18 protein-coding genes are annotated in these 21,264 nt (G+C 69.8%); 8 read left to right on the top strand and 10 right to left on the bottom strand.

The genetic code is table 11. The features are described 5' to 3' along the window. Both ON27_RS24135 and ON27_RS24130 read left to right on the top strand, forming a co-directional pair. Window positions 1-7,154, top strand: a 7,154-nt coding sequence (locus tag ON27_RS24135; RefSeq protein ID WP_043732239.1) for a non-ribosomal peptide synthetase, incomplete at its 5' end; no start/stop codon positions are given. Between the two features lie 154 nt (window positions 7,155-7,308). After that, window positions 7,309-7,884, top strand: coding sequence for a Uma2 family endonuclease (locus ON27_RS24130; RefSeq protein ID WP_043732236.1), 576 nt, complete (start codon window positions 7,309-7,311; stop codon window positions 7,882-7,884). A gap of 34 nt (window positions 7,885-7,918) precedes the next feature. On the opposite strand, the gene ON27_RS24125 is transcribed toward ON27_RS24130, so the two are convergent. Then, window positions 7,919-8,296 (bottom strand): hypothetical protein, encoded by a 378-nt coding sequence (locus ON27_RS24125; protein WP_051046949.1) that lies wholly within the window; start codon window positions 8,294-8,296, stop codon window positions 7,919-7,921. Between the two features lie 129 nt (window positions 8,297-8,425). Here ON27_RS24125 and ON27_RS24120 point away from each other — a divergent pair, with 129 nt between their 5' ends. From ON27_RS24120 to ON27_RS24110, 3 genes are read left to right on the top strand one after another with little or no spacing between them, the layout of a single operon-like run. Continuing rightward, window positions 8,426-8,845: a hypothetical protein gene (locus ON27_RS24120; RefSeq protein WP_245560082.1), complete on the top strand. Its 420-nt coding sequence runs from the start codon at window positions 8,426-8,428 to the stop codon at window positions 8,843-8,845. A 7-nt stretch (window positions 8,846-8,852) separates the two neighbouring features. After that, window positions 8,853-9,350 carry a DUF6879 family protein gene (locus tag ON27_RS24115; protein WP_245560081.1) on the top strand — a complete coding sequence of 166 codons (498 nt, stop codon included), beginning with the start codon at window positions 8,853-8,855 and terminating at the stop codon, window positions 9,348-9,350. Then, entirely contained in the window at window positions 9,347-10,186 is an 840-nt protein-coding gene (locus ON27_RS24110; RefSeq protein ID WP_043732233.1) for a helix-turn-helix domain-containing protein, read from the top strand. The genes ON27_RS24115 and ON27_RS24110 overlap by 4 nt, the downstream gene beginning before the upstream one ends. A 65-nt stretch (window positions 10,187-10,251) precedes the next feature. Here the strand turns inward: ON27_RS24110 and ON27_RS24105 are convergent, their stop codons facing one another. Genes ON27_RS24105 through ON27_RS24095 form a run of 3 tightly spaced genes read right to left on the bottom strand, consistent with a single transcriptional unit; the run spans window position 10,252 to window position 11,899 of the window. Next, window positions 10,252-10,866 (bottom strand): YHS domain-containing protein, encoded by a 615-nt coding sequence (locus ON27_RS24105; protein ID WP_043732231.1) that lies wholly within the window; start codon window positions 10,864-10,866, stop codon window positions 10,252-10,254. Continuing rightward, complete coding sequence (locus ON27_RS24100) at window positions 10,863-11,345, bottom strand: anthrone oxygenase family protein (protein WP_245560079.1); 483 nt, start codon at window positions 11,343-11,345, stop codon at window positions 10,863-10,865. The genes ON27_RS24105 and ON27_RS24100 overlap by 4 nt, the downstream gene beginning before the upstream one ends. After that, window positions 11,342-11,899, bottom strand: a complete 558-nt coding sequence (locus ON27_RS24095; RefSeq protein ID WP_043732228.1) for a peroxiredoxin-like family protein — start codon at window positions 11,897-11,899, stop codon at window positions 11,342-11,344. The genes ON27_RS24100 and ON27_RS24095 overlap by 4 nt, the downstream gene beginning before the upstream one ends. Before the next feature lie 70 nt (window positions 11,900-11,969). On the opposite strand from ON27_RS24095, the gene ON27_RS24090 reads away from it, so the two are divergent. Beyond that, the gene (locus ON27_RS24090) at window positions 11,970-12,581 is read left to right on the top strand and encodes a TetR/AcrR family transcriptional regulator (RefSeq protein ID WP_043732226.1); all 612 of its coding nucleotides are present in this window, start codon (window positions 11,970-11,972) and stop codon (window positions 12,579-12,581) included. Here the strand turns inward: ON27_RS24090 and ON27_RS24085 are convergent. Beyond that, entirely contained in the window at window positions 12,578-13,729 is a 1,152-nt protein-coding gene (locus ON27_RS24085; protein WP_043732268.1) for a GDSL-type esterase/lipase family protein, read from the bottom strand. The genes ON27_RS24090 and ON27_RS24085 overlap by 4 nt on opposite strands. 95 nt (window positions 13,730-13,824) lie before the next feature. Here ON27_RS24085 and ON27_RS24080 point away from each other — a divergent pair, with 95 nt between their 5' ends. Next, window positions 13,825-14,298: a MarR family winged helix-turn-helix transcriptional regulator gene (locus ON27_RS24080; RefSeq protein WP_043732224.1), complete on the top strand. Its 474-nt coding sequence runs from the start codon at window positions 13,825-13,827 to the stop codon at window positions 14,296-14,298. A 174-nt stretch (window positions 14,299-14,472) separates the two neighbouring features. Here the strand turns inward: ON27_RS24080 and ON27_RS24075 are convergent, their stop codons facing one another. After that, window positions 14,473-15,249 carry an SDR family oxidoreductase gene (locus ON27_RS24075; RefSeq protein WP_043732222.1) on the bottom strand — a complete coding sequence of 259 codons (777 nt, stop codon included), beginning with the start codon at window positions 15,247-15,249 and terminating at the stop codon, window positions 14,473-14,475. Between the two features lie 359 nt (window positions 15,250-15,608). Further along, window positions 15,609-16,559, bottom strand: a complete 951-nt coding sequence (locus ON27_RS24070) for a helix-turn-helix transcriptional regulator (RefSeq protein WP_043732220.1) — start codon at window positions 16,557-16,559, stop codon at window positions 15,609-15,611. A gap of 62 nt (window positions 16,560-16,621) precedes the next feature. Here ON27_RS24070 and ON27_RS24065 point away from each other — a divergent pair, with 62 nt between their 5' ends. Next, a complete protein-coding gene (locus ON27_RS24065) occupies window positions 16,622-17,776 on the top strand; it encodes an epoxide hydrolase family protein (protein WP_043732218.1) in 1,155 nt (384 codons plus the stop codon). Window positions 17,777-17,780: 4 nt separating this feature from the next. Here ON27_RS24065 and ON27_RS24060 read toward each other — a convergent pair whose 3' ends face one another. The 3 genes from ON27_RS24060 to ON27_RS24050 form a co-directional block, all read right to left on the bottom strand. Then, complete coding sequence (locus tag ON27_RS24060; RefSeq protein ID WP_043732262.1) at window positions 17,781-19,751, bottom strand: 5-oxoprolinase/urea amidolyase family protein; 1,971 nt, start codon at window positions 19,749-19,751, stop codon at window positions 17,781-17,783. Window positions 19,752-19,831: 80 nt separating this feature from the next. Continuing rightward, complete coding sequence (locus tag ON27_RS24055) at window positions 19,832-20,446, bottom strand: urea amidolyase associated protein UAAP2 (RefSeq protein WP_043732212.1); 615 nt, start codon at window positions 20,444-20,446, stop codon at window positions 19,832-19,834. Continuing rightward, window positions 20,443-21,195, bottom strand: coding sequence for a DUF1989 domain-containing protein (locus tag ON27_RS24050; RefSeq protein WP_043732257.1), 753 nt, complete (start codon window positions 21,193-21,195; stop codon window positions 20,443-20,445). The genes ON27_RS24055 and ON27_RS24050 overlap by 4 nt, the downstream gene beginning before the upstream one ends. Window positions 21,196-21,264: the final 69 nt, after the last annotated feature.

Genomic DNA, 21,264 nt, shown 5'->3' with positions numbered 1-21,264 from the left:
CTTTCCGTGCGCCTTCGACCCCGGTCGAGGAGATCGTGGCCGGCGTGTTCGCCGAGGTGCTGGGTGTCGAGCGTGTCGGTGCGGATGACGATTTCTTCGCCCTGGGTGGTAACTCGCTGTTGGCGACGCAGGTCGCCGCGCGGATCGGCGCGGCGCTGGACGCCCGGGTGCCGGTGCGTGTGCTGTTCGAAGCATCCACCGTCGCCGGGCTCGCCGCCAAGGTCGAGCAGCACGCGGGCGCCGGTGGCCGCCGCGAGCTGGTGGCCGGTCCGCGTCCGGAGCGCATCCCGCTGTCGCTGGCGCAGCAGCGCATGTGGTTCCTCAACCAGTTCGACACCGCCTCGGCGGTGAACAACATCCCGGTGGCCGTGCGGCTCACCGGCGAACTGGATGTCGAGGCGCTGCAACTCGCGGTCGGGGATGTGGTGAGCAGGCACGAGACGCTGCGCACCGTCTACCCCGAACACGACGGCACGGCGCATCAGGTGATCGTGCCCGTCGACCGGGCCGTGCCGGACCTGACGCCCGAAGCGGTCGCGCCCGAGGACATCCGGCACCGGATCATCGAGGTGGTCTCGGCCGGATTCGACGTGACCACCGAGGTTCCGTTGCGGGCCAAGCTGTTCCGCGTCACGGACGCGGGCGGCGGGGCGGAAGCCGGCACAGCGTATGTGCTCGTGTTCGTCGCGCATCACATCAGCGCGGACGGCTGGTCGATGGGCCCGCTGACCCGCGACGTGATGCTGGCCTACGCGGCCCGCTCGGCCGGCGTGGAGCCGGGCTGGGCGCCGCTGCCGGTGCAGTACGCCGACTTCAGCCTCTGGCAGCGCGAGGTGCTCGGCTCCGAGGCCGACCCGGAGAGCCTGATCTCGCAGCAGGCCGAGTACTGGCGCACCGCGCTTGCCGGGCTGCCCGACGAGCTGAACCTGCCCGCCGACCGGCCGCGTCCGACGACGCAGTCGTTCGCCGGTGGGCGCGTGGTGTTCCCGATCTCCGGCGAGCTGCACCGGATGCTCACCGAGATCGCCAGGGAGCAGAACGCGACGCTGTTCATGGTCGTGCACGCCGCGCTCGCGCTGTTCCTCGCGCGGATGTCCGGCACCGACGACATCGCCGTCGGCACGCCCATCGCGGGCCGCGGCGAAGCCGAGCTCGACGACGTGATCGGCATGTTCGTCAACACCCTGGTGCTGCGCTCGCACGTGGACGGGGATCTGACCTTCGACCAGTTCCTGGCCCGCACCAAGGACGCCGACCTGCAGGCGTTCGCGCACGCGGACCTGCCGTTCGAGCGGCTGGTGGAACTGCTCAACCCGGAGCGCTCCACCGCGCGGCACCCGCTGTTCCAGGTGGCGCTGTCGTTCGAGAACCTGCCCGAGAGCAGTTTCGAACTGCCCGGATTGCACGTGGGCGCGGTCGATTTCGACGTCGACACCGCCAAGTTCGACCTGTCGCTGACCATCCGCGAGGCCGGGGAGAACCCCGACGACGCGGGCATGTACGCGGAGTTCTCCTTCGCCCGCGACCTGTTCGACGACGAGACGGTGCGGGTGTTCGCCGAGCGCTTCACCAGGCTGCTCACCGCGATCACCACCGACCGCCAGACCCCGATCGGTGACCTGCCGCTGCTGGACAAGGCCGAGTTCCACCTGCTCACGCACGTGCAGGGCGAGGACGTCATGGCCACCGGCCTGCTGCCGGACCTGCTCCAGTACGGCGCGCGGCTGGACCCGGAGCAGATCGCGGTGCGCTACCAGGGCCGCTCGATCACCTACCGCGAACTGGACGAGTACTCCTCGCGCCTGGCGCGGGTGCTCATCTCGCGCGGTGTGGGACCGGAGCGCATCGTGGCGCTGTCGTTCCCGCGGTCCTACGAGATGGTCGCCGCGTTCTGGGCGGTGGCGAAGGCCGGCGGCGCGCACGTGCCGGTGGACCCGACCTATCCCGAAGACCGCATGCGGCACATGGTCAACGACTCCGGCGCGGTCATCGGCATCACCGCGAGCGAGTACGTCGACCGGCTGCCGCGCGACGTCGAGTGGCTGCGGATCGACGACCCGGCCCTCGGCGAGCTGGTCGAAAGCCAGTCCGCCGAGCAGGTCACCGACGCCGACCGGATCTCGTCGCTGGCCATGCGCCACCCGGCGTACGTCATCTACACCTCCGGCTCGACCGGCATGCCCAAGGGCGTCACGGTGACCCACGCGGGCATGGGCGGCCTGGTCGGCGTCGCGACCGATCTGTACCAGCTGGAATCGCACCACCGGTTCCTGCACATCTGCTCGCCCAGCTTCGACCCGTCGGTGCTGGAGTGGCTGTGCGCCGCCTACACCGGCGCGACGCTGGTGGTCGTGCCCTCGACCATCATCGGCGGCCCGGATCTGGCGGAGCTGCTGCGCACCGAGCGGGTGAGCCACACCATCATCACCCCCGCGGTGCTGGGGACGGTCGATCCGGAAGGCATGGAGGCGCTCGAGGTGGCCTCCGTCGGCGGCGACGTCACCACGCCGGAGCTGCTGGCCAAGTGGTGGCCGGGCCGCAAGTACTTCAACGCCTACGGTCCGACCGAGACGACGATCATCTCCTCCTACGCCCAGCTCACCCCGGGCAGGCACATCACCATCGGCCGCCCGGTGCGCGGCATGTCCGCGCTGGTGCTGGACAACCGGCTCAATCCGGTGCCGCCGGGCGTCGCGGGCGAGCTGTACCTGGCCGGTGGCGCGCTGGCGCGCGGCTACCACAACCGCCCCGACCTCACCGCGGAACGGTTCGTCGCCAACCCGTGGAGCACCGAGGGCGCGCGGATGTACCGCACCGGTGACGTGGTGCGCTGGTTCGCCGAACCCGGCGAGCGGGCGGGCAACGCCGCGCTGCCGTCGGTGCCGTGGCAACTGGACTACGTGGGCCGCTCGGACTTCCAGGTGAAGATCCGCGGGTTCCGTATCGAACTCGGCGAGATCGACACCGTGCTGGCCGGCCACGAGGACGTCGAGTACGCGATCACCATCGGCCGCAAGACCGAAGCGGGCGCGACGATCCTGGTGTCCTACGTGCTGGCCGCGCCGGGTCGCGAGATCGACACCGCACGGCTGACCGAGTACGCCTCGCGCAGCCTGCCGCCGCACATGGTGCCGACGGCGATCGTGGTGATCGACGAGATCCCGCTGACCCCGGTCGGCAAGCTGGATCGCAAGGCGCTGCCCGAACCCGACCTGGCCCCGCGCGAGTTCCGCGCACCGGCCAGCGAGGTCGAGGCCGTCATCGCCGAGGTGTTCGCCGAGGTGCTCGGCGTGGACCAGATCGGTTTGGACGACTCGTTCTTCGCGCTCGGCGGCGACAGCATCCTGTCGATCCAGCTGGTCTCGCGGGCCAAGGCGCGCGGCGTGCTGTTCACTCCGCGTGACGTGTTCGAGCGGCGCAGCGTGGCCTCGCTGGCCGAGATCGCCGCACTCGGCACGGGCGCCGAACAGGCGAAGCTGGAGGAACTGCCCGGCGGCGGTGTCGGCGAGATCCCGCTGACCCCGATCATGCGCCAGATCCTCGGAAGCGGCTCGTCGTATCAGCGCTTCTCGCAGACCATGGCGCTGCGGCTGCCCGACGGCATCGACCGGGAGACCCTGGTCGCCACCATCGCGGCGGTGTTCGACCACCACGACGTGCTGCGCTCGCGGCTGCGCCGCACCGGCGCGGACTGGACGTTCGAGGCGCTGCCGCACGGCGCGGTGGACGTCGACGCGCTGGTGCGCCGCGTGGAACTGCCCGCCGACATCGACGACGCGGAGCTGGACCGGGTCGCCACCGAAGCGCTCGACGGCGCGATGGGCGGGCTGGATCCGGCGAACGCCGCGATGGCGCAGTTCGTCTGGTTCGCCTTCGCGAGACCGGACAGCGTGACCACGCAGGGAGACGCGGACGCCGCTGTCGGACACCGCGCGCGGCGCGACGTGCTGTTGATCGTCGCGCACCACTTCGTGGTCGACGGCGTGTCCTGGCGCATCCTCATCCCGGATCTGGCGGTCGCCTGGTCACAGCTGGTCGCCGGTCAGCCGGTGACGCTGCCCGCGGGCGGCACGTCGATGCGGCGCTGGGCGCACAGCCTGGTCGAGGCGGCGAGCGCGCCGGAGCGGATCGCGGAACTGCCGTTCTGGCAGCAGGTTTCGGCCACGCCGGACCCGCTGCTTGGCGAGCGTCCCTTCGATCCGGCGGTGGACACGTTCGCGACCGTCGAGCGGGTCGAGGTCACCGTGCCCGCCGAGGTCACCGACGCGGTACTCACCGCGATCCCGGGCCTGTACCGGGGCGGTGTGAACGACGGCCTGCTCTCGGCGCTGGCCATGGCGGTCGCGCGCTGGCGCGGTGACGGTTCGGACGCCGCGCTGGTGAAGCTGGAAGGCCACGGCCGTGAAGAGGACGTGGTCCCGGGTGCCGACCTGTCGCGCACCGTGGGCTGGTTCACCTCGGCCTACCCGGTCCGGCTCGATCTGGCCGGCGCCGACCTCGCCGACGCGTTCGCCGGTGGCGCCGCGCTGGGCGAGATCGTGAAGTCGATCAAGGAGCAGTTGCTCGCGGTGCCCGACAAGGGTCTCGGCTACGGCCTGCTGCGGCAGCTGAATCCGGAGACCGCGGCGAGCCTTGGTTCGTCCGGCCAGATCAGCTTCAACTACCTGGGCCGGATGTCGGCCGGGGAGATCCCCGAGCAGCTCGCCGAGATCGGCTGGGTGCCGGTGGCCGACCTGGGACAGCTGGATGTCGACATGGACCTCGACATGCCCGCCAACGCGACGATCGACATCAACGCGATCGTCACCGACTCCGAAGAGGGACCGAGCCTGGGTGCGTCGTTCGCCTTCCCGACCGGTCTGCTGAACCGGGAGCGGGTCCAGGAGTTCGCCGAGCTCTGGGTCGAGGCGCTCACCGCGCTGGCCACGCACGCGCGGCGGCCCGACGCGGGCGGCTTCACGCCGTCGGACATGTCGCTGGTGCGGGTGCGGCAGCACGACATCGAGCAGTGGGAACGGACCTACCCGGCGCTGTCGGAGGTGTGGCCGCTCTCGCCGTTGCAGTCGGGTCTGCTGTTCCACGCGATGATGACCCAGTCCACCGTGGACGTGTACACCATGCAGGCCGTGGTGGATCTGGGTGGCGCGCTGGACGCGGCACGGCTGCGGGCGGCGGCGCAGGGCATCGTGGACCGGTACCCGAACCTGCGCACCGCGTTCGTCACCGACGCCGACGGGCAGGCCGTGCAGGTGGTGCTGGACCGGGTCGAGGCGCCGTGGCGCGAGGTGGATCTCACCGATCTGCCCGCCGAGCAGCGGACCGCGGAACTGCGCAGGCAGGTCGCGGCCGAGCAGGCGACGCACTTCGACATGGCCACCCCGCCGCTGATCCGGTTCACCCTGTTCCGCAGCGATTCCGCGCAGTGGCACCTGGCCATCACCACCCACCACATCCTGCTGGACGGCTGGTCGATGCCGCTGCTCATGCGGGACATGCTGGTGCTGTACGCGGTGCGGGGCGATCAGACCGCGCTGCCGCGGGTGGCCTCCTACCGCAACTTCCTCGGCTGGCTGGCCGGGCGCGACCGGGACGCCTCGCTGCGCGCCTGGGCGGCGGCGCTGGAAGGCGTGGAGGAACCCACCCAGCTCGCGCCGCAACCGCGGGCCACGGAGAACTACGAGATCGGCAAGGTGGTCACCGAGCTCGACGCCGACCGCACGCGCCGGATCACCAAGCACGCCGCCGAACTCGGCGTCACGGTGAACACGCTGGTGCAGGCGGCCTGGGGCATCCTGCTCGGGCGGCTCACCGGCCGTGGCGACGTGGTGTTCGGCGCGACGGTGTCCGGCCGCCCGGCCGAGCTGCCCGGCGTCGAGTCGATGGTGGGTCTGTTCATCAACACCCTGCCGGTGCGGCTGCGCATCGACGACCGCCAGACCATCGGCGAGCTGCTGGCACGGTTGCAGGGCGATCAGGCGGGCCTGCTCGAGCACCACTACGTGGGACTCACCGACATCCAGCGGGTGGCGGGCACCGGGTCGCTGTTCGACACGCTGCTGGTGTTCGAGTCGTATCCGATGGACAAGGAGGCGATCTCGGCCGCCAGCTCGATCGACGGCATGTCGGTGACCGGCGTCGGCGTCAACGACGCCACGCACTACCCGCTGACGCTGCTGGTCATGGCGGAGGCCACCATCGAGCTGACCCTGAAGTACCTGGGCAGCCGGTTCACCGCCGAAGAGGTCGAGACGCTGGCCGAGCGGCTGGTGCGGGTGCTGGACGCGCTGCTCGGCGACGCGGACGCCCTGGTCGGCGACATCGACATCCTGGACGAGGGCGAACGGGCCCGGCTGCTGGTCGAATCCGGGGTGGCGGCAGGGGCTTCGACGCCGGAGCCGGTGGGCCGGGTCGGCGCGCGCACGGTGGCCAAGGTGCTCGCGGAAGTCGTCGAGGAGGACCCGGAGGCTCCCGCGCTGCTGGCCGGGGACGACGAGGTCGCCTTCCACGCACTGGATCGGCGCTCCTCGCAGCTGGCCCGGGTGCTCATCGATCGCGGTGCGGGACCGGGCGACGTCGTCGCGGTGACGCTGCCGCGTTCGGTGGACGCGGTGGTCGCCGTGTGGGCGGTGCAGAAGGCCGGCGCGGCGTGCCTGTTCGCGGGCGACCTCACCGCGGACCAGCTGACCGCGGCCGGCGCCGGGTACGGGATCTCCGCCGAACCGGTGACCGACAGCGACATCCACTGGGTGGCGCTGGGCGACGCCCAGGTGAGCCAGGACATCGCCGCGGCGGCGGCGCACCCGGTGTCCTACGCCGACCGGGTTCGTCCGCTCGGCGAGGAGCACCCCGCGTTCGTCGTCGCCACGGCGGACGGGGTGGTCGCGATCACCCAGTCCGAGGCGCTGGACGAGGCCGAACGGGTACGCGAGGAGCACGAGATCGACTACGAGTCGACCACGTACACCACCGCCGTATCCGGTCGCGCCGCAGTCCTGGAGTTCCTCACCTCCGCCACCGCGGGCGCACTGTCCGTGGTCGCGATCGGCGACCTGGACACCGACCTCACCGAGGGCGAGGTCACGCACTGGTTCACGCGGCCGGGCGAAGCGACCGACGCGGCGGATGCGGAGATCACGATCGTGATCGCGGAGTAGGGAGACAGCGGTTCTTTGCTGGTGTAGGGCGCGGCGATCCGCGCCCTACACCAGCCTCGTCGCTTCGCTCAGTGACTCGATCCGACCCCGTTGACTACACTCAGGTCGATCGGCGGCGACCAACGCCACCGTCATCAGAGGTTGGAGGTGGTTCATGGCAATGCCAGTGCCTCATGCCGACGGTTGGACGGCTGCCGACCTCGATCACATGCCCGAAGATGGACTGCGTTACGAGGTGTTGAATGGCCAGCTCGTCGTGAATGCCGCCCCCAAGCCTCGCCATCAGTGGCTGGTCCAATGCCTGGTACGTGCGTTGGTGGACAGTGCGCCGTCCGGCTGCCTGGTGCTCGAAGGTGTGGGCGTGTTGATCGATGACGACGAGCCGATTCCAGATCTGGTCGTGGTGAACGGTCCGATAGATTGGGACGAGCGCGGGATCCCCGCCGCTCAGGTCCAGTTGGTGGTCGAGGTCGTATCCAAGTCCACCACGCTGCAAGACCGCATGGTCAAGCCTGTCGTCTACGCCGAGGCAGGTATTCCGAATTACTGGCGATTCGAGCCCAACGCCTTCAAGGGGCAGCTGCCGGGGGAGACCCTCCCCGTTCTGTTCGCACACGAACTGGGTGCCGACCGTACCTACGAGCTGACCCATCGGGTGGCCGCCGGTAACGCGGTCACCCTGCGCAGCCCGTTCGAGTTCACGATCGACCCGGCGGCGTTGCTGCCCTGATCGCCGCGCCTGGAGTGGTCAGGGCGCGAGGGCGTCAACGGTCGAGCGCCTTGATCCAGGCGTCGTATTCGGCCGAGTCGAATGTCCGTCCGTTGCTACAGCCCGGCGCCCATCGGGCGTAGGTGTTCTCCGGGCTCACGGTGACCACGTCGACGACCCGGACCAGTTCCGAAGGCATTTCGGAGCCGAGATGACGGACACCGGGAACAATCACCGCGTCCGCGTCGACTCGGCGGACGACGTTCAGCAGACGGCTCAGCGGACTGTCGGTCTCCGGGCCGAATACGACGGTCTTCGCGAGTTCGTATCCGAGTCGCAGTGCGACACTGCGAATTCGGATTTCGTCCCAGGTTTGGGAGACGCCGGAAACATCGCGGCGCAGGTATCCGATAGCGGTCGGTCGCGGCCTCATCCGTCCACCTCGCTCGTATTTGCGGGCCGGTGGCCCGGTGCCGGGTGTCCGCACCGGTCGGAGCACCTGTATCCGACGCTAAGTAGCCGGGTGCCCGATCGTCTACGGGCTTGCGGGAACTTGCGCATATTGCTTCGAAAGCGTCTTCAGCAGCAAAGCGGCAATGCATCATTGGCTGTGGGATGCAAGCCGGCACAAGCAACTGAATGGGGGCGGATGATGCGTTTACGCTTTCTCGGCAAGGGCGGCTCGGATAAGACGGGTTGCCCGGCGCTGTATGCCACCGACCGGGGCAGTTATCTCGTGCAGGGTTGGCGGACCGACCAGTCCGGAATTCTGGAGATCCCCCACTTGCTACCCGGCTTCGCCGAACCGGGCACTTTCATCGGAGCGACGATGACCGACACCGGAAGGGGAACCTTCCGGTTGGGTGGGCGGCCGATCACCGATCGCGAAACACTGGATCAACTGGCTTTGGAAGACGACGAGACAGCCATCGAAGTGCCGAAGGGTGAGAGGACTTACTACGGTGGAATTCCGCTCGAATGATCGTTGGGTGGAGCTGTTCGAAGTCACCCGGACGTCAGCGTTTCATTTGGAGGTCCGCGACACTTACGCGGAGCCGGAGGAGTCCGAGCCGTTCCGCCGATTCCTCGACGGCGTGCCGGAGCCTCCGGGTGGTTACGACAAGAGCGATTGGCTGGAGCTCGTAGCGACGTTGGCGCAGCGTGGTGTCACGATGAGCCGAGTGCGGGTGGTCAGCGTTCCGCTCTCGGACTATCAGCGCTGGCTGTTCTCGGTCACCGGTAGCAGCGTCGCCGCCGGCGAGGACATTCGATACCTACCCCGACATCTGGCCGGAGAGGTACCGCCGGACGATTGGTGGCTGTTCGACGGTGAACGGGTGGCGTTCAATGTCGTCGACTCCACGGGCAAACCGGCCGGAGCCGCGGTGACCACCGATCCGGTGATCGCGGCGTACTGCCGAGGGGTGCGAGAACGACTCTGGAACCTGGCGACGCCGTTCGCCGAATACGCCGCACCGCACCCGTGACCAGTTCGATACAGGACGCGCGAGCGGCACTCGGCCAACGGCTGCGCGAAATGAGACGCGATGCCGGGGTGAGCGGCCGGGAGCTTGCCGTCCGTGAGGGCTGGCACGAGTCCAAGGTCTCTCGAATCGAGCACGGACGAATCAAGCCGTCGAATGACGACATCCGTGCGTATTGCCGCCATTGCGCCGGGCAGGAGCAGCTCGCCGACCTGCTGGCCACGTTGCACAACATCGACACGGCATATCTGGAATACCGGCGTTTACTAGGCGCGGGCGTCAAACGTGGACAGCAGTTGTATGCCGAACTGGAGGCCGAAGCGGCGTTCGTGCGCAACTACGACCCGCAGATCGTCCCCGGTTTGCTGCAAACCGCCGACTACGCCGAAGCCAAACTGCGGAGCGTCATCGAGTTCTATCGTCTTCCGAACGACATCGACGCCGGTGTCACCAAACGTATGGAGCGCCAGAAGGTTTTGTCGAAACGAGATCACCGGTTCCACTTCATCATCAGTGAACGGTCGCTCTACACATCGGTCGGCGGAGACGCCGTGATGATCGGGCAACTGGAACGGTTGCACTCGATCACGGGTATGCCCCGCGTGACGCTGGGGATAGTCCCGTTGACGGCTCCCGCTCATGTAGTTCTGGAGAACTTCACGATGTTCGACAACCGTATGGTGAAGGTGGAAGGGCACACCGCGGAGATAACCATCACCCAGCCGCGCGAGATCGCCCTCTACGGTCATGCTTTCGATATCCTGGCGCGCCAGTCGATGACCGGAGAGAAGGCCAGGGCCTTGATCAGGTCCGCCCTGGACCGCCGCCGACCGGCCTGACGGCGCGCCCACCGCGAGTGGCACGCGGAACGCTGGAGTTCACCGGGTGCCACTCGCGGAACAGTTCAGAGTGGGAGTGCGTGGTCTTCGGCGAAGACCTTGCGGCAGACGGGGGCGCAGAAGGCGTACGAAGTGCCCTCGTGGGTGAGGGTGAATCGGGCCGTGGAGAGGTCCACGGTCATGCCACAGATGGGGTCGATGGCGTGGCCCTCGGGGGGTTCGGCGTGGGTAGCGGAGGCTCGGTAGTCCTCGGTCATCAATTTGGTGATCTCGGTGGCGGTGAGGGTGTGGCCGAAGGTGCCGAGGTTGTTCTCGCGGAGGCCGACGATCTGGACCACGCAGTGCGGGTCGCGGGTCAGGCGGTCCGGGTCGGGTTCGGAGTCGGCGATGGCCTTGGTGATCAGGGGGATCACGTGGCCGCCGAATTCGGCGTTGTTGGCCCAGGAGCCGGGGACGGTGAGCCGCGCGAGGTAGCGCGGCGCGTCGTCCAGGGCGGGTCCTCCGGTGGCCCACGCGTCGGCGTCGCGCACCAGCACATGGGTCAGCTCTCTGGCTTTCGCCAGCACCGCATCCGGCGCGCCGGGCTCGGTGGTCAGGTCGCGCAGAATGCGCTGGGCGAGGGCGCGTTTGCGGTCGGCGGTCAGGGTTTCGTCGGAGACGAACAGTTCGACGGTCATCATGAGCGGGCTTCTTTCGCGGGGAGCAGGGTGGTCAGCACTACGAGGAGGAAGGCCACCAGCGCGCAGGCCGTGCGCGCGAAGTGGAATGCCTCCCAGCGGCCGAGGATTTCGGCGTAGTCGGCCGGTGGGCCGCTGACCGCCCATACCTTGATCTTCTGGTTGATCGGGACGTTGCCGAGGCGGGTGATGAGGAACGCCGAGACGGCCAGGACGCCCGCGCCACCGGCGAGTAGGCGGGCCCGTCCGGTGGATCGGGTGGCGAGGGTCAGCGCGCTCACAATGGTCAGGCCCATCAGCGATTGCATGACCAGGCCGTTCACGCTCATCAAGGCGGTGTGGAAGGTGAAGCGCACATCCAGGGGAACTTTGCGGAACGCGTAGAGGACGTTGACCGCTCCATAGCCGAACGCACCGGCGAGCAACCCGCCGAAAACCAGCGCGAATGCTCGCGCCACCAGCGGTCTTGCGGCGATTCTCACGCGTGACGCTCCGCCGGGACCAGTGCGAGCAGTTCGTCGACCGACCATTGATCGTAGACGTGCGTGCCGTGCTTCGCGGCGAGCACGCGTCCGTCGGGGGAGATCAAGAAGTCGGCGGGCAGTCCGAGGCTGCCCCCTTCGGGTGTGGTGGGCGGGGCGGCCTGCCTGCGGCGCAGGGTCGCGTACGCGGCGTGGGTGACGCCGCGCAGGATGGCGGGCCAGCCGCGCGGGTCGAGCAGCGCACGCGGTGAGTTCTCGACACCGAATTCGCGGTACAGCTTCCGGTCCGGGTCGGCGATCACGTCGAGTGGCATTTCGGCGGTGTACTTGCGCAATTCCGCCGCGCTGGAATGGAAGACGACCACTTCGCGGATGCCCGCGGCGGCGATCTCCGCGCGGCGGGCGACGATCGTGCGCAAGTGCAGGTTGCACACCGGGCATCCGGCGAAGCGGCGGAATTGCAGGTGGACGAGGCGATCCGGGTCCGGCACGAGGACCTGCGCACCGGACACGGTGACCAGCGTCCGGTCCGGGACTGCGGGCGGCAGCGACATGGGGCTCCTTTCGTAGGTGTACTTCGTACGCCTACGACCAGTATGCGCGTAGCTTGTACGCTGTCAATCCGTGCCCCGTCCCCGTTCGCTGACCACCGCCGATGTCGTCGCGGCGGCTCTCGCCGTGCTCGACCGCGACGGTCTGTCCGCACTGACCATGCGCGCGGTGGCCAAGGAGCTGGGCATGGCGACCATGGCCCTGTACCGCTACGTGCGCGACCGCGATGCGCTCGAGGTGCTGGTGGCAGACCAGGTGTTCGCTTCGATCGACACCTCGCTCCCCGCCGGAAGCGATTGGAAAGCGCGCGTGACGGTGTTGCTCGAGCACATCCGCGACGGGTTCTCGGCCCATCCCGCGGCCGTGCCGCTCGTGCTGCGGCACCGGCAGTCGTCGGTGGAATCGCTGCGCGTGATGGAAGCGATGCTCGCCGTGCTCACCGAGGGCGGCTTCACCGGACGCGCCCGCGTCATCGCCCAGCGCACGCTGATCGCCTTCCTGATCGGCTATCTCCAGAACATGCACTACGCGCCGTTGCCGGGCCGGGGAACGATCGCTATGGCCGAACTTCCCGCCGCCGACTACCCGCATCTGGCCCAGACCGCGGGCCAGGCCAAGGGCATGTCGGCCGACGACGAATTCCGGGGTGGTGTCCAGATCGTGCTGCGCGGTCTGGAGCCCTAGCGGTCGGCCGAACCACGGAAAAGCGCCGCGACGTCGACGCTTTCGGCCATGGCTCGGGCGCCGGCGTCGTTGAGGTGCATACCGTCGCCGCTGTCGAACTCGGGGCGGATGAAGCCGGGCCGCTGCGGATCCTCGACCGCACGCGCCACGTCGAACACCGAATCGAAGACGTCGGTGCCGCGCAGCCATTCGTTCACCCGCCGACGGGCCGGCTGTGCCACCGCCACGTGCAGATCTTCGTAGATGACGCCGGCGTAGGGACCGATCGTGGCGGCGTGGACGGTGAGCCCGGCCGCGTGCGCGCGCCGGGCGAGGGTGGTGAAGCCCGCGATCAAGTCGTCCGCGGTCGCGGGCGGCTGGCCCGTCATGCCGCCCAGGCTGAGGTCGTTGATGCCGAAATTGATCAGCACGCTGGTCACGCCGGGCACCTCCAGCGCGTCGCGATCGAAGCGGGCCAGGCCCGACTCGCCCACCGCGTCGAGCAGCAGTCGGCTTCCCGCGATGCCCTGGTTGACCACCCAGCCCCGGTCCAGGCGCGCGTTGAGCACGTCCACCGACCGGCGGTTCGCGCCGAGTGTGGTGCCGACGCCTTCGAACCAGGAGTCGCCGAACGCGACGGCCACCGGCGTGTCCGCGGGCGCGAGCACATCGACGCCGACGACGAAGAACCGCCCGGGTACCTCCTCGGCGGGGTCGATCGCCGCTTGGTCCGCGACATCGCCGTCCGCGATATACGCGGTCTCGCCGGGCTGGTGCGAGAAGGTCGCCAGCCCCGTGGGGCCGGGCAGATAGAGGCTCAGCGCCAGATCCGCGCCCGCCGAGACGGCCAGATCCACCGGATCGCTGTAAATTTCGCCGCCCACCGGGACGAGGACCTGCTCGGCTCCGCCGAACCGCAGCACGCTGTCGGTCTCGGCGACGATCTCACTGCCGGTCTTGCGCAGGGCGATCCGCGCCGCGCCGACGGCCAGCGGCGTCTTCCCGTAACGGTTGGTCAGCCCGATCCGCACCTGCGCGCCGCCGCCCGCCAGGTGCAGCACTTGACGCACCGTCCGGTCGGTGAACGCGCGCGAGTCCGCGAATCTGACTTGCTCGTCCGGACGGATCACCGCGGTGCGGAATCCGGCGATCCAGGCGGTGGACGACATGGCGACCTCCATTAGTTGACGCGAGGAATAATGCGTACGCATATTTGTACGACTACTTTTTCCTCGTGTCAACTATCTGGCGGTAGATTCGCCCCATGGACATGACCGAGCTGTTCGACGATCCCCGTCTGACCACGATGGGCCTGCTGTTCGAGGCTCACGGCGGCGTGGTGGCGAAGCTGGAGCCGGTGTGGAAGGCGCACGGCTTGTCCGGGTTGGATCTGAACGCCCTGATGCGGCTGAGCCGTTCGCCGGGGCGTCGGTTGCGTATGTCGGAGCTGGCGGCGCAGACCACGCTGTCCACCAGCGGCGTGACGCGACTGGTCGATCGGCTGGCCCGCGCCGGTCTGGTGGAACGCGAGCTGGACCCGGAGGATCGGCGGGGCGCCCATGCGGTGCTCACCGAGGCCGGTGCGGCACGGCTCGCGCAGGTGCTGCCGGACTATCTCGCCGCCGTCGACCGCTGGTTCGTCGGATTGCTGACCGCGCCGCAACTCGCCGCGCTGTCCGAGGCGCTGCGGATCGTCCGCGACACGGCCAACCCCTCGGCCACGTTCCGGATGGACTGAGCGTCAGTCCGCGTTCGCGGCGAGCAGTCGTTCCAGGCCGTCCAGGATCAGCAAAGCTGCGCCCGGTGATCGAGCGGCGCTGCCCGCTCACGGCGGCCGCCTCGGCGGTGGGCCATGTCGCCGAGGGGCACGCCCAAGGTAAGACGGTGATCGTTGTCTGAGCCGGGCGGCGGGTCATCCGGCCCGGACCGCGCCCGCGCGCTGCGCGAGGTAGTCGGCCCAGGTCAGTTCGCCCACCTCGGCGCCGTCGGTCACCAGGTTCTCGCCCGCGCGGTAGACCCGGCCAGCCTTGCCGGGCACCGGGACCGTCAGCAGCGCGCGCCGCTTGCCCAGCGTCGTCAGATAGTCCCGGACCATGTCGCGCATGCCGAAGACTTCGGGGCCGACCAGGTCCGGCACCCGCCCGGCGGGTGCGCCGAGCGTCAGTTCCACCAGTCGCGCGGCGACTTCGCGCACGTCCACCGGCTGCAGGCGCGCACCGCCGAGGACCGGGAGCACCGGCGACTTCAGCATCGCGTCCACCAGCTTCGGTACGAAGTCGTGGAACTGCGCGGCGCGCAGGGTGGTCCACGGGATGCCCGACGCGGCGACGGCCTGCTCCGCGGCGAACTTCGCCCGGAAGTAGGTCAGCGGAAGCAGATCGGCGGCGGTGACCGAGATGTAGACGATGTGCCCGACGCCCGCGGCGGCAGCGGCCCGCAACAGGTTCGCGGTGGCCACCTCGTCGCCCTTGGCGTCACCCGCCAAGTGCAGGACGGTGTCGACGCCCGCCACCGCGGCATCGATCCCGTTGCCGCGCAGCAGATCCCCGGCGACGAACCGCACCCCGTCAGCCGAGGGACGTTCGGCGCGGCTGAGCACCCGCACGTCGGCGTCCGCGGCGCGCAGCAGCGGGAGCACCTGGCGGCCGAGGGTGCCGGTGCCGCCGGTAACCAGAATCTTCGTGGCCATGACCGTCTCCGATCTCGTCGTGCCGGTGGCGTTCCCACCGCTTCATCGAGACGACGGAGTACGGTCGCGGACTGTGACACCGGTGCGCGGATCACTCCCGGTCGCGGTAGCGGCGAAAGCTCGCCTTGGCCGCCGGTTGGCACGGGGTCGAGGGCCGCTGGCCAGTGCGGAAGCGACCGTGCAGATCGGGTGCAGGCTGGCGCGGGATGCCGCTACCGGACGGATTCGCCGCGTTCGCCGAGGTATGAGCGACCGGCCGAACCCGCCGGCGATCACAGTTGCCCAGGTCGCCGGGTTCGCGGTGCCCCGGCTCCGTGTGCGCGATCGAAGCCGTCGCCGCCGTCGCGGCCTGAACCGGGTCACTCGACCGCCGCGGCGAGGCGCGCGGCGAGGGCGCGTATGTGCGTGACCAGCTCGGGTGGTTCGTGCACCTGGAACAGGAAGCCGAAGGTGGCGACGTAGATCGCCAGCTCGTCCAAGGAATTCGATCCGGTGCGCAGCAGGCAACTCTCGGCATCCAGTGCCTCGATCACCCCGACGGTCGGCGCGATGCGCTCGGCGGCCACCTCGGCCGGAACGCCCAAGGTGATGCGAGCCGCGTAGCGGTACGGGGCGGTCGTGACCCCGCGCGAAAGGTACCCGGACAGGTCGGCGTCGGGTGCCTCGCGCGGGGTGAAGCGCGGGCCGGTCGGGATACGTGGACGCAGCCGGTCGACGCGATAGGTACGCCAGTCCGCGCGATCGACATCCCAGCCGATCAGGTACCACCGCCTACCGGTGTGGGCGAGGCGATGCGGCTCGGTGGTGCGCAACGAGGTGGCGCCGTCGTGCGCGCGATAGTCGAAGCGCAGGCGATGGTGGTCGCGGATGGCGGCCGCGACTGCGGTGAGAACGTCCGGATCGACGGTCGGGCCGCCCGCGGGCACGGTGACCGTGGCCGCCTGGAGCATGCCGACGCGATGACGCAGGCGCGCGGGCAGCACCTGCTCGAGTTTGGCGAGGGCGCGCAGCGAACTGTCCTCGATGCCCGCGATGGTGCCGCCCGCCGCGGTGCGCAGGCCGAGCGCCACCGCCACCGCCTCGTCGTCGTCCAGCAGCAGCGGCGGCAGTTTCGCTCCCGCGCCGAGCCGGTAACCGGCCACGCCGGGTGTCGCGTCCACCGGGTAACCGAGGGTCCGCAGTTTGTCGACATCCCGGCGCACGGTGCGCACGTCCACCTCGAGTCGTTCGGCGAGTTCCGCGCCAGTCCAGTCGCGCGGGGTCTGCAACAGCGACAGCAGGCGCAACAAGCGCGCCGAGGTTTCCAACATGGGAAAAGTCTCTCCGATGGCTAGGGCCGAAGCTGTCCTAGGTGGGTCATACCGTCGATGGCATGAGCAACGAGATCACCCCGTTCCGCATCGACATCCCGCAGCGGCAACTCGACGACCTGCGTTCCCGTCTCGACGGCACCCGCTGGCCTGCCCCGCTGCCCGGCGACGGCTGGGACACCGGCGTGCCGACCACTTGGCTGCGCGAGCTGGTCGACTACTGGCGCACCGAGTACGACTGGCGCGCGGCCGAAGCGCAACTCAACGAATATCCGCAGTACACGACGGTGATCGACGGGCAGACCATCCACTTCCTGCACGTCCGCTCACCCCGGGCGGACGCGCTGCCGCTGCTGCTGACGCACGGCTGGCCGGGCTCGGTGGCCGAATTCCTCGACGTCATCGGGCCTTTGACCGACCCGGGACAACATGGCGGCGACCCGGCCGACGCCTTCCACTTGGTCATCCCGTCGCTGCCGGGATTCGGCTTCTCGGGGCCGGTCGCCGAAGCGGGCTGGAATATCGACCGGATCGCCGCGGCGTGGGCCGCACTCATGGACCGGCTGGGCTACCAGCGCTACGGCGTGCAGGGCGGTGACATCGGCGCGGCGGTGAGCCCGCAGGTCGGCCGGACGGCGCCCGGCCGAGTCGTCGGCGTGCACGTCAACGGCGGGCCGGGCCCCTTCCCGCCGGTGCCGCTCGGGGAGCAGGAGCTGGCGAGCCTGACCGAGCTGGAGCGTGATCGCATCCGGCGGATCGAGGCGTTCCTGCAGGAGGAGTTCGGCTACATCGCCATCCAGTCCACCCGCCCGCAGGCCCTGGCGTACGGACTGGTCGACTCGCCGGTGGGGCAACTGGCCTGGATCATGGACAAGTTCCGGGAATGGACCCATCCGCGCGGGGTCGAGCCGGACAAGATCCTGGACCGAGATCGGCTGCTGACCAACGTGATGCTCTACTGGCTCACCGGCACGGCGGGCTCGGCGGCGTACGTCGGTTATGCCCAGAACGCCGCCTGGGGGGAGCCGAAGCAGAACTCCGGCGTCCCCACGGCCGCCCTGGTGTTCGCCCACGACATCGGCATCCGCCGTTACGCCGAGACCGAGAACACCATCGCCCGCTGGAACGACGTCGACCGCGGCGGCCATTTCGCCGCCATGGAGGAACCCGCGCTGCTCACCGCCGACATCCGCGAGTTCTTCCGCGACCTGCGCTGAGCGGTCATGCGGTGAGCTCACCCGCCGAGCGCCAGGAATCGCGTTCGGCGGTGAAAGCTTCCGCTTGCTTCGCACGGAAGGCCTCGATGTCGCCGGCATTCTCGGCGAGGAAACTCCGATACTCCGCCAGGCGGAATTCCCCGTCCTCGGCCTGCACCCGGACGTTGCCCGCCGCGAAGTCGGCGCGCAGGTCGAGCAGCTCCTCCGCCTCGACCGGATACCAGCGGATACGGTCGAAATAGCGCAGGAGCCATGGTGTTTCGGCTCCGGAGGCGGCCCGGTCGGCGCCTGGAGCCACGGCGGGCGCCGCGCCCGCCCGGTGATTCCACACCTGGGTGGTGCGCCCGACGAATTGGTAGCCGCCCGGCCCCTCCATGCCGTAGACGCACAGATAGGCGCCGCCGATGCCGACCGCGTTCTCCGGGGTCCAGGTGCGGGCGGGGTTGTATTTCGTGGTGACCAGCCGGTGCCGGGGATCTGTGGGGGTGGCGACCGGCGCGCCGAGGTAGACGTCCCCGAGGCCGAGCACCAGATACTCGGCGTTGAACACGGTGTCGTAGACATCGGATACGGCAGCCAAGCCGTTCACGCGGCGAATGAACTCGATGTTCCACGGGCACCAGGGCGCGTCGGCCCGCACGCCGCGCATGTACCGGGTGATCGCCTCGCGCGTGGACGGGTCGTCCCAGGACAGCGGCAGGCGCACGACCCGGCTCGGCACGACGAGCCGATCGGAGGCGGGCAACTGCGCCTCGGCCTCGGCGAGCAGGTCCAGCAGCGCGCAGGCCCGCAGCACGTGCGGGTCGACCCGGATCTGCAGCGAGCGGATGCCGGGGGTCAGCTCCGTCACGCCGCGAATTCCGGCGGCGAGCAGGTGGTGGTGCAGGGCGTGCACCCGGGCGCGCAGACCGAGATCCAGGGTCATCGCGCCGTACTCGACGAGCACGCCGTCGTCGCCGGCTCGGCGATAGGTCACCGTGGTCTCGCCGTCCACCTCGGCGCGGCGCAGCACGCCGTCGTCGCCGTCGCCGCCCGCCGACAGCACCGTGGGCCAGGCGGCGCGGCGCGCGGTTCCGAGTGCGCGGATCGAGGCGGTGCGGTCGCCGCGGACCGGCACGAACCGCACCCGGTCGCCGGGCGACAGCTGGCCCAGCTTCCAGCGGTCGGCCGCGACGACCGTGACCGGGCAGACGAAACCGCCGAGGCTCGGCCCGTCGGGTCCCAGCAGGATCGGGGTGTCGCCCGTAAAGTCCAGCGCGCCGACCGAATACGGGGTGTCGTGGATATTGGACGGATGCAGGCCCGCCTCCCCGCCGTCGGCGCGGGCCCATTCCGGCTTCGGCCCGATCAACCGCACACCGGTGCGATCGGAGTTGAAGTGCACCTCGTAGTAGGTGCCGATCACGGTGTCGAAATCGGCGCGGGTGAAGAACTCCGGTGCGCCGTGCGGACCCTCGGTGACCGCGATTTCCCAGTTCCGGGTGAGTACCGGTTGCTCGTCCATCGGCACGGCTGTCACGACCCGGCCGTGGTGCGCGCCCAGCCGAAGCGACGCACCGGCGCGCACCGCGCCTCCGGTGCCCCCGAAGCGGCCCAGAGTGAAAGTGGCCGCGCTGCCGAGATATTCGGGCACGTCGATACCGCCCCCGATCAGCACGTAGCAGCGCATGCCCGGTCCGCGCACCGCGCCGACGTCCAGCACGCCGCCCGCGGGCGCCCGCACCGTGCGCCACTGGGGCGCGCGGACGCCGTCCAGCGTCACCTCCGCCGGCGCTCCGGTGACGCAGACCCAGGTCGGCGCGGTGAACCGGAGCGCCGGGCCGCCGAGGGTGCATTCCAGCCCGGCGGCGCCCTCATCGTTGCCGAGCGCGCGATTCCCCAGACGGAAGGACAGATCGTCCATCGGCCCCGAGGGCGGAACGCCGACGTGCCAATACCCGACCCGGCCGGGCCAGTCCTGCACGGTGGTGAGCATGCCGGGGCGGAGGATCTCCACCTGGCCGGGCGGCGCGGGCACGGACTGCGCCGTTCCGGCCACCGGTAATTCGGCGACGGTCATCGGGACACCACCATGCGCACGGGGGTCGGGTCGAAGCCGTTGCAGGGGTTGTTGATCTGCGGGCAGTTGGAGACCAGCACCAGCGTGTCGATCTCGGCGCGCAGCGTGACCCGTTTGCCGGGCGCGGACAATCCGTCCACGATGCCCAGCGTGCCGTCGGCCTCGACCGGAACGTTCATGAACCAGTTGATGTTCGACACCAGGTCGCGTTTTCCCAGACCCCAGCGCAAGGCTTCGGTGAGGAAGTTCTCCACGCAGGCGTGCTGGTGGCGGGTGTGCAGGCCGTAGCGCAGCGTGTTGGACTCCTGGGAGCAGGCGCCCGCGATGGTGTCGTGGTTGCCGACCTCGTCGGCCACGACGGTCATCAGCGTGGCGCCCGTATCGGTGCGCAGTTCGCTGCCGGTGGTGAGGAAGATATTGCGCTGGGCGGCGACCGTCGCCTGCGCGCTGTAGCGATCGGAGTGGTCGGCCGCCGAGTACAGCAGGCAGTCCACCGCTTGGTTGCCGTGCAGGTCGATGATCTCCAGATACTCGCCCGCACGGACCACGGCCGACCACGGCGCGCGGGCGGGGACGGTCTCGTCGAGCACGATGGTGCGGGCGGAAGTCATGCGGTTGCCTCCAGAGTCAGGGCGGCCGTCCAGGCTTGTTCGGTGTTGTGCACGGCCCGCAGGTATTCCGGGTCCGGGTCGGCGGGTACGGCGAGGTCTTCCGGGGCGGACCACGCGACGAGATCGAGGTCGGTCGCGAGCCGGTCGTCCAAGGGGTGAGTGGAGTTGGCGACCAGTACCGTCACCGGCAGGTGCAGGAGCAAGTCGACCGAGGAGCCCGCAGCGGCGCTGCCGGTCGCGGTGAGCGCTCCGTCCCGCTCCACCCGCACGCCGCGGAACAACGAGACCGTCGGCCCGACGTCCCTGGGGTGCAGCCCGTGTTTGGCGGCCGCCAGCCGCAGCAGGTCTCGGGCTTGGGCAGTGGGTCCGCAGAGCGCGTCGTGTCGGCCGGAGGTGTCGGCGAGCACGGTCGCCAAGATGCGGCCCTGGTCCGACAGCAGCGGGTGCCCGCTGCCCAGGTACGCCTGCCACGGCACCTTGATCGTGTCGGCGACGTTCAAGCGCTCCCACGGCGCTTCGGTGCGCACCAGCAGCAGGTGCGCGCAGGCCGCGCCGCCCGGGTCGCCGAGGCGGACCCGGGTGCCCCGGCCGAGCGCGATGTTCGCGTAACCGCCCGCCGGAATCCGCTGGGCGAAGGTGATCTTCGAGGCGGGGATCTCGGCGGGCCGGGCGGGCTCCGCGATGACCGCGGCCGCGGCCTGTGCTCGCGCGTGCGCTCGCGCGCCGGAGGTGTCCGCAGTGCTTGTCACGGTGCTTCCTTTCGTGCTGATTCGTTCTTCGCCGGTTGCCGGCGCGGCGGCGCGGGCAGTGCGCCGCCG

The organism is Nocardia asiatica NBRC 100129 (assembly GCF_000308415.1).
GTDB classification, from domain to species: domain Bacteria; phylum Actinomycetota; class Actinomycetes; order Mycobacteriales; family Mycobacteriaceae; genus Nocardia; species Nocardia asiatica.
Note: the sequence above shows the minus strand (reverse complement) of the source record. Positions and strands in the feature narration are given on the sequence as shown.

Coding starts and splice junctions, on each gene's coding strand:
- ON27_RS24130 (WP_043732236.1), top strand. CDS start 7,309: ATGGCAATGCCAGTGCCTCATGCCGACGGTTGGACGGCTGCCGACCTC.
- ON27_RS24125 (WP_051046949.1), bottom strand. CDS start 8,296: ATGAGGCCGCGACCGACCGCTATCGGATACCTGCGCCGCGATGTTTCC.
- ON27_RS24105 (WP_043732231.1), bottom strand. CDS start 10,866: ATGATGACCGTCGAACTGTTCGTCTCCGACGAAACCCTGACCGCCGAC.
- ON27_RS24095 (WP_043732228.1), bottom strand. CDS start 11,899: ATGTCGCTGCCGCCCGCAGTCCCGGACCGGACGCTGGTCACCGTGTCC.
- ON27_RS24085 (WP_043732268.1), bottom strand. CDS start 13,729: ATGTCGTCCACCGCCTGGATCGCCGGATTCCGCACCGCGGTGATCCGT.
- ON27_RS24080 (WP_043732224.1), top strand. CDS start 13,825: ATGGACATGACCGAGCTGTTCGACGATCCCCGTCTGACCACGATGGGC.
- ON27_RS24075 (WP_043732222.1), bottom strand. CDS start 15,249: ATGGCCACGAAGATTCTGGTTACCGGCGGCACCGGCACCCTCGGCCGC.
- ON27_RS24070 (WP_043732220.1), bottom strand. CDS start 16,559: ATGTTGGAAACCTCGGCGCGCTTGTTGCGCCTGCTGTCGCTGTTGCAG.
- ON27_RS24065 (WP_043732218.1), top strand. CDS start 16,622: ATGAGCAACGAGATCACCCCGTTCCGCATCGACATCCCGCAGCGGCAA.
- ON27_RS24060 (WP_043732262.1), bottom strand. CDS start 19,751: ATGCTCACCACCGTGCAGGACTGGCCCGGCCGGGTCGGGTATTGGCAC.
- ON27_RS24055 (WP_043732212.1), bottom strand. CDS start 20,446: ATGACTTCCGCCCGCACCATCGTGCTCGACGAGACCGTCCCCGCCCGC.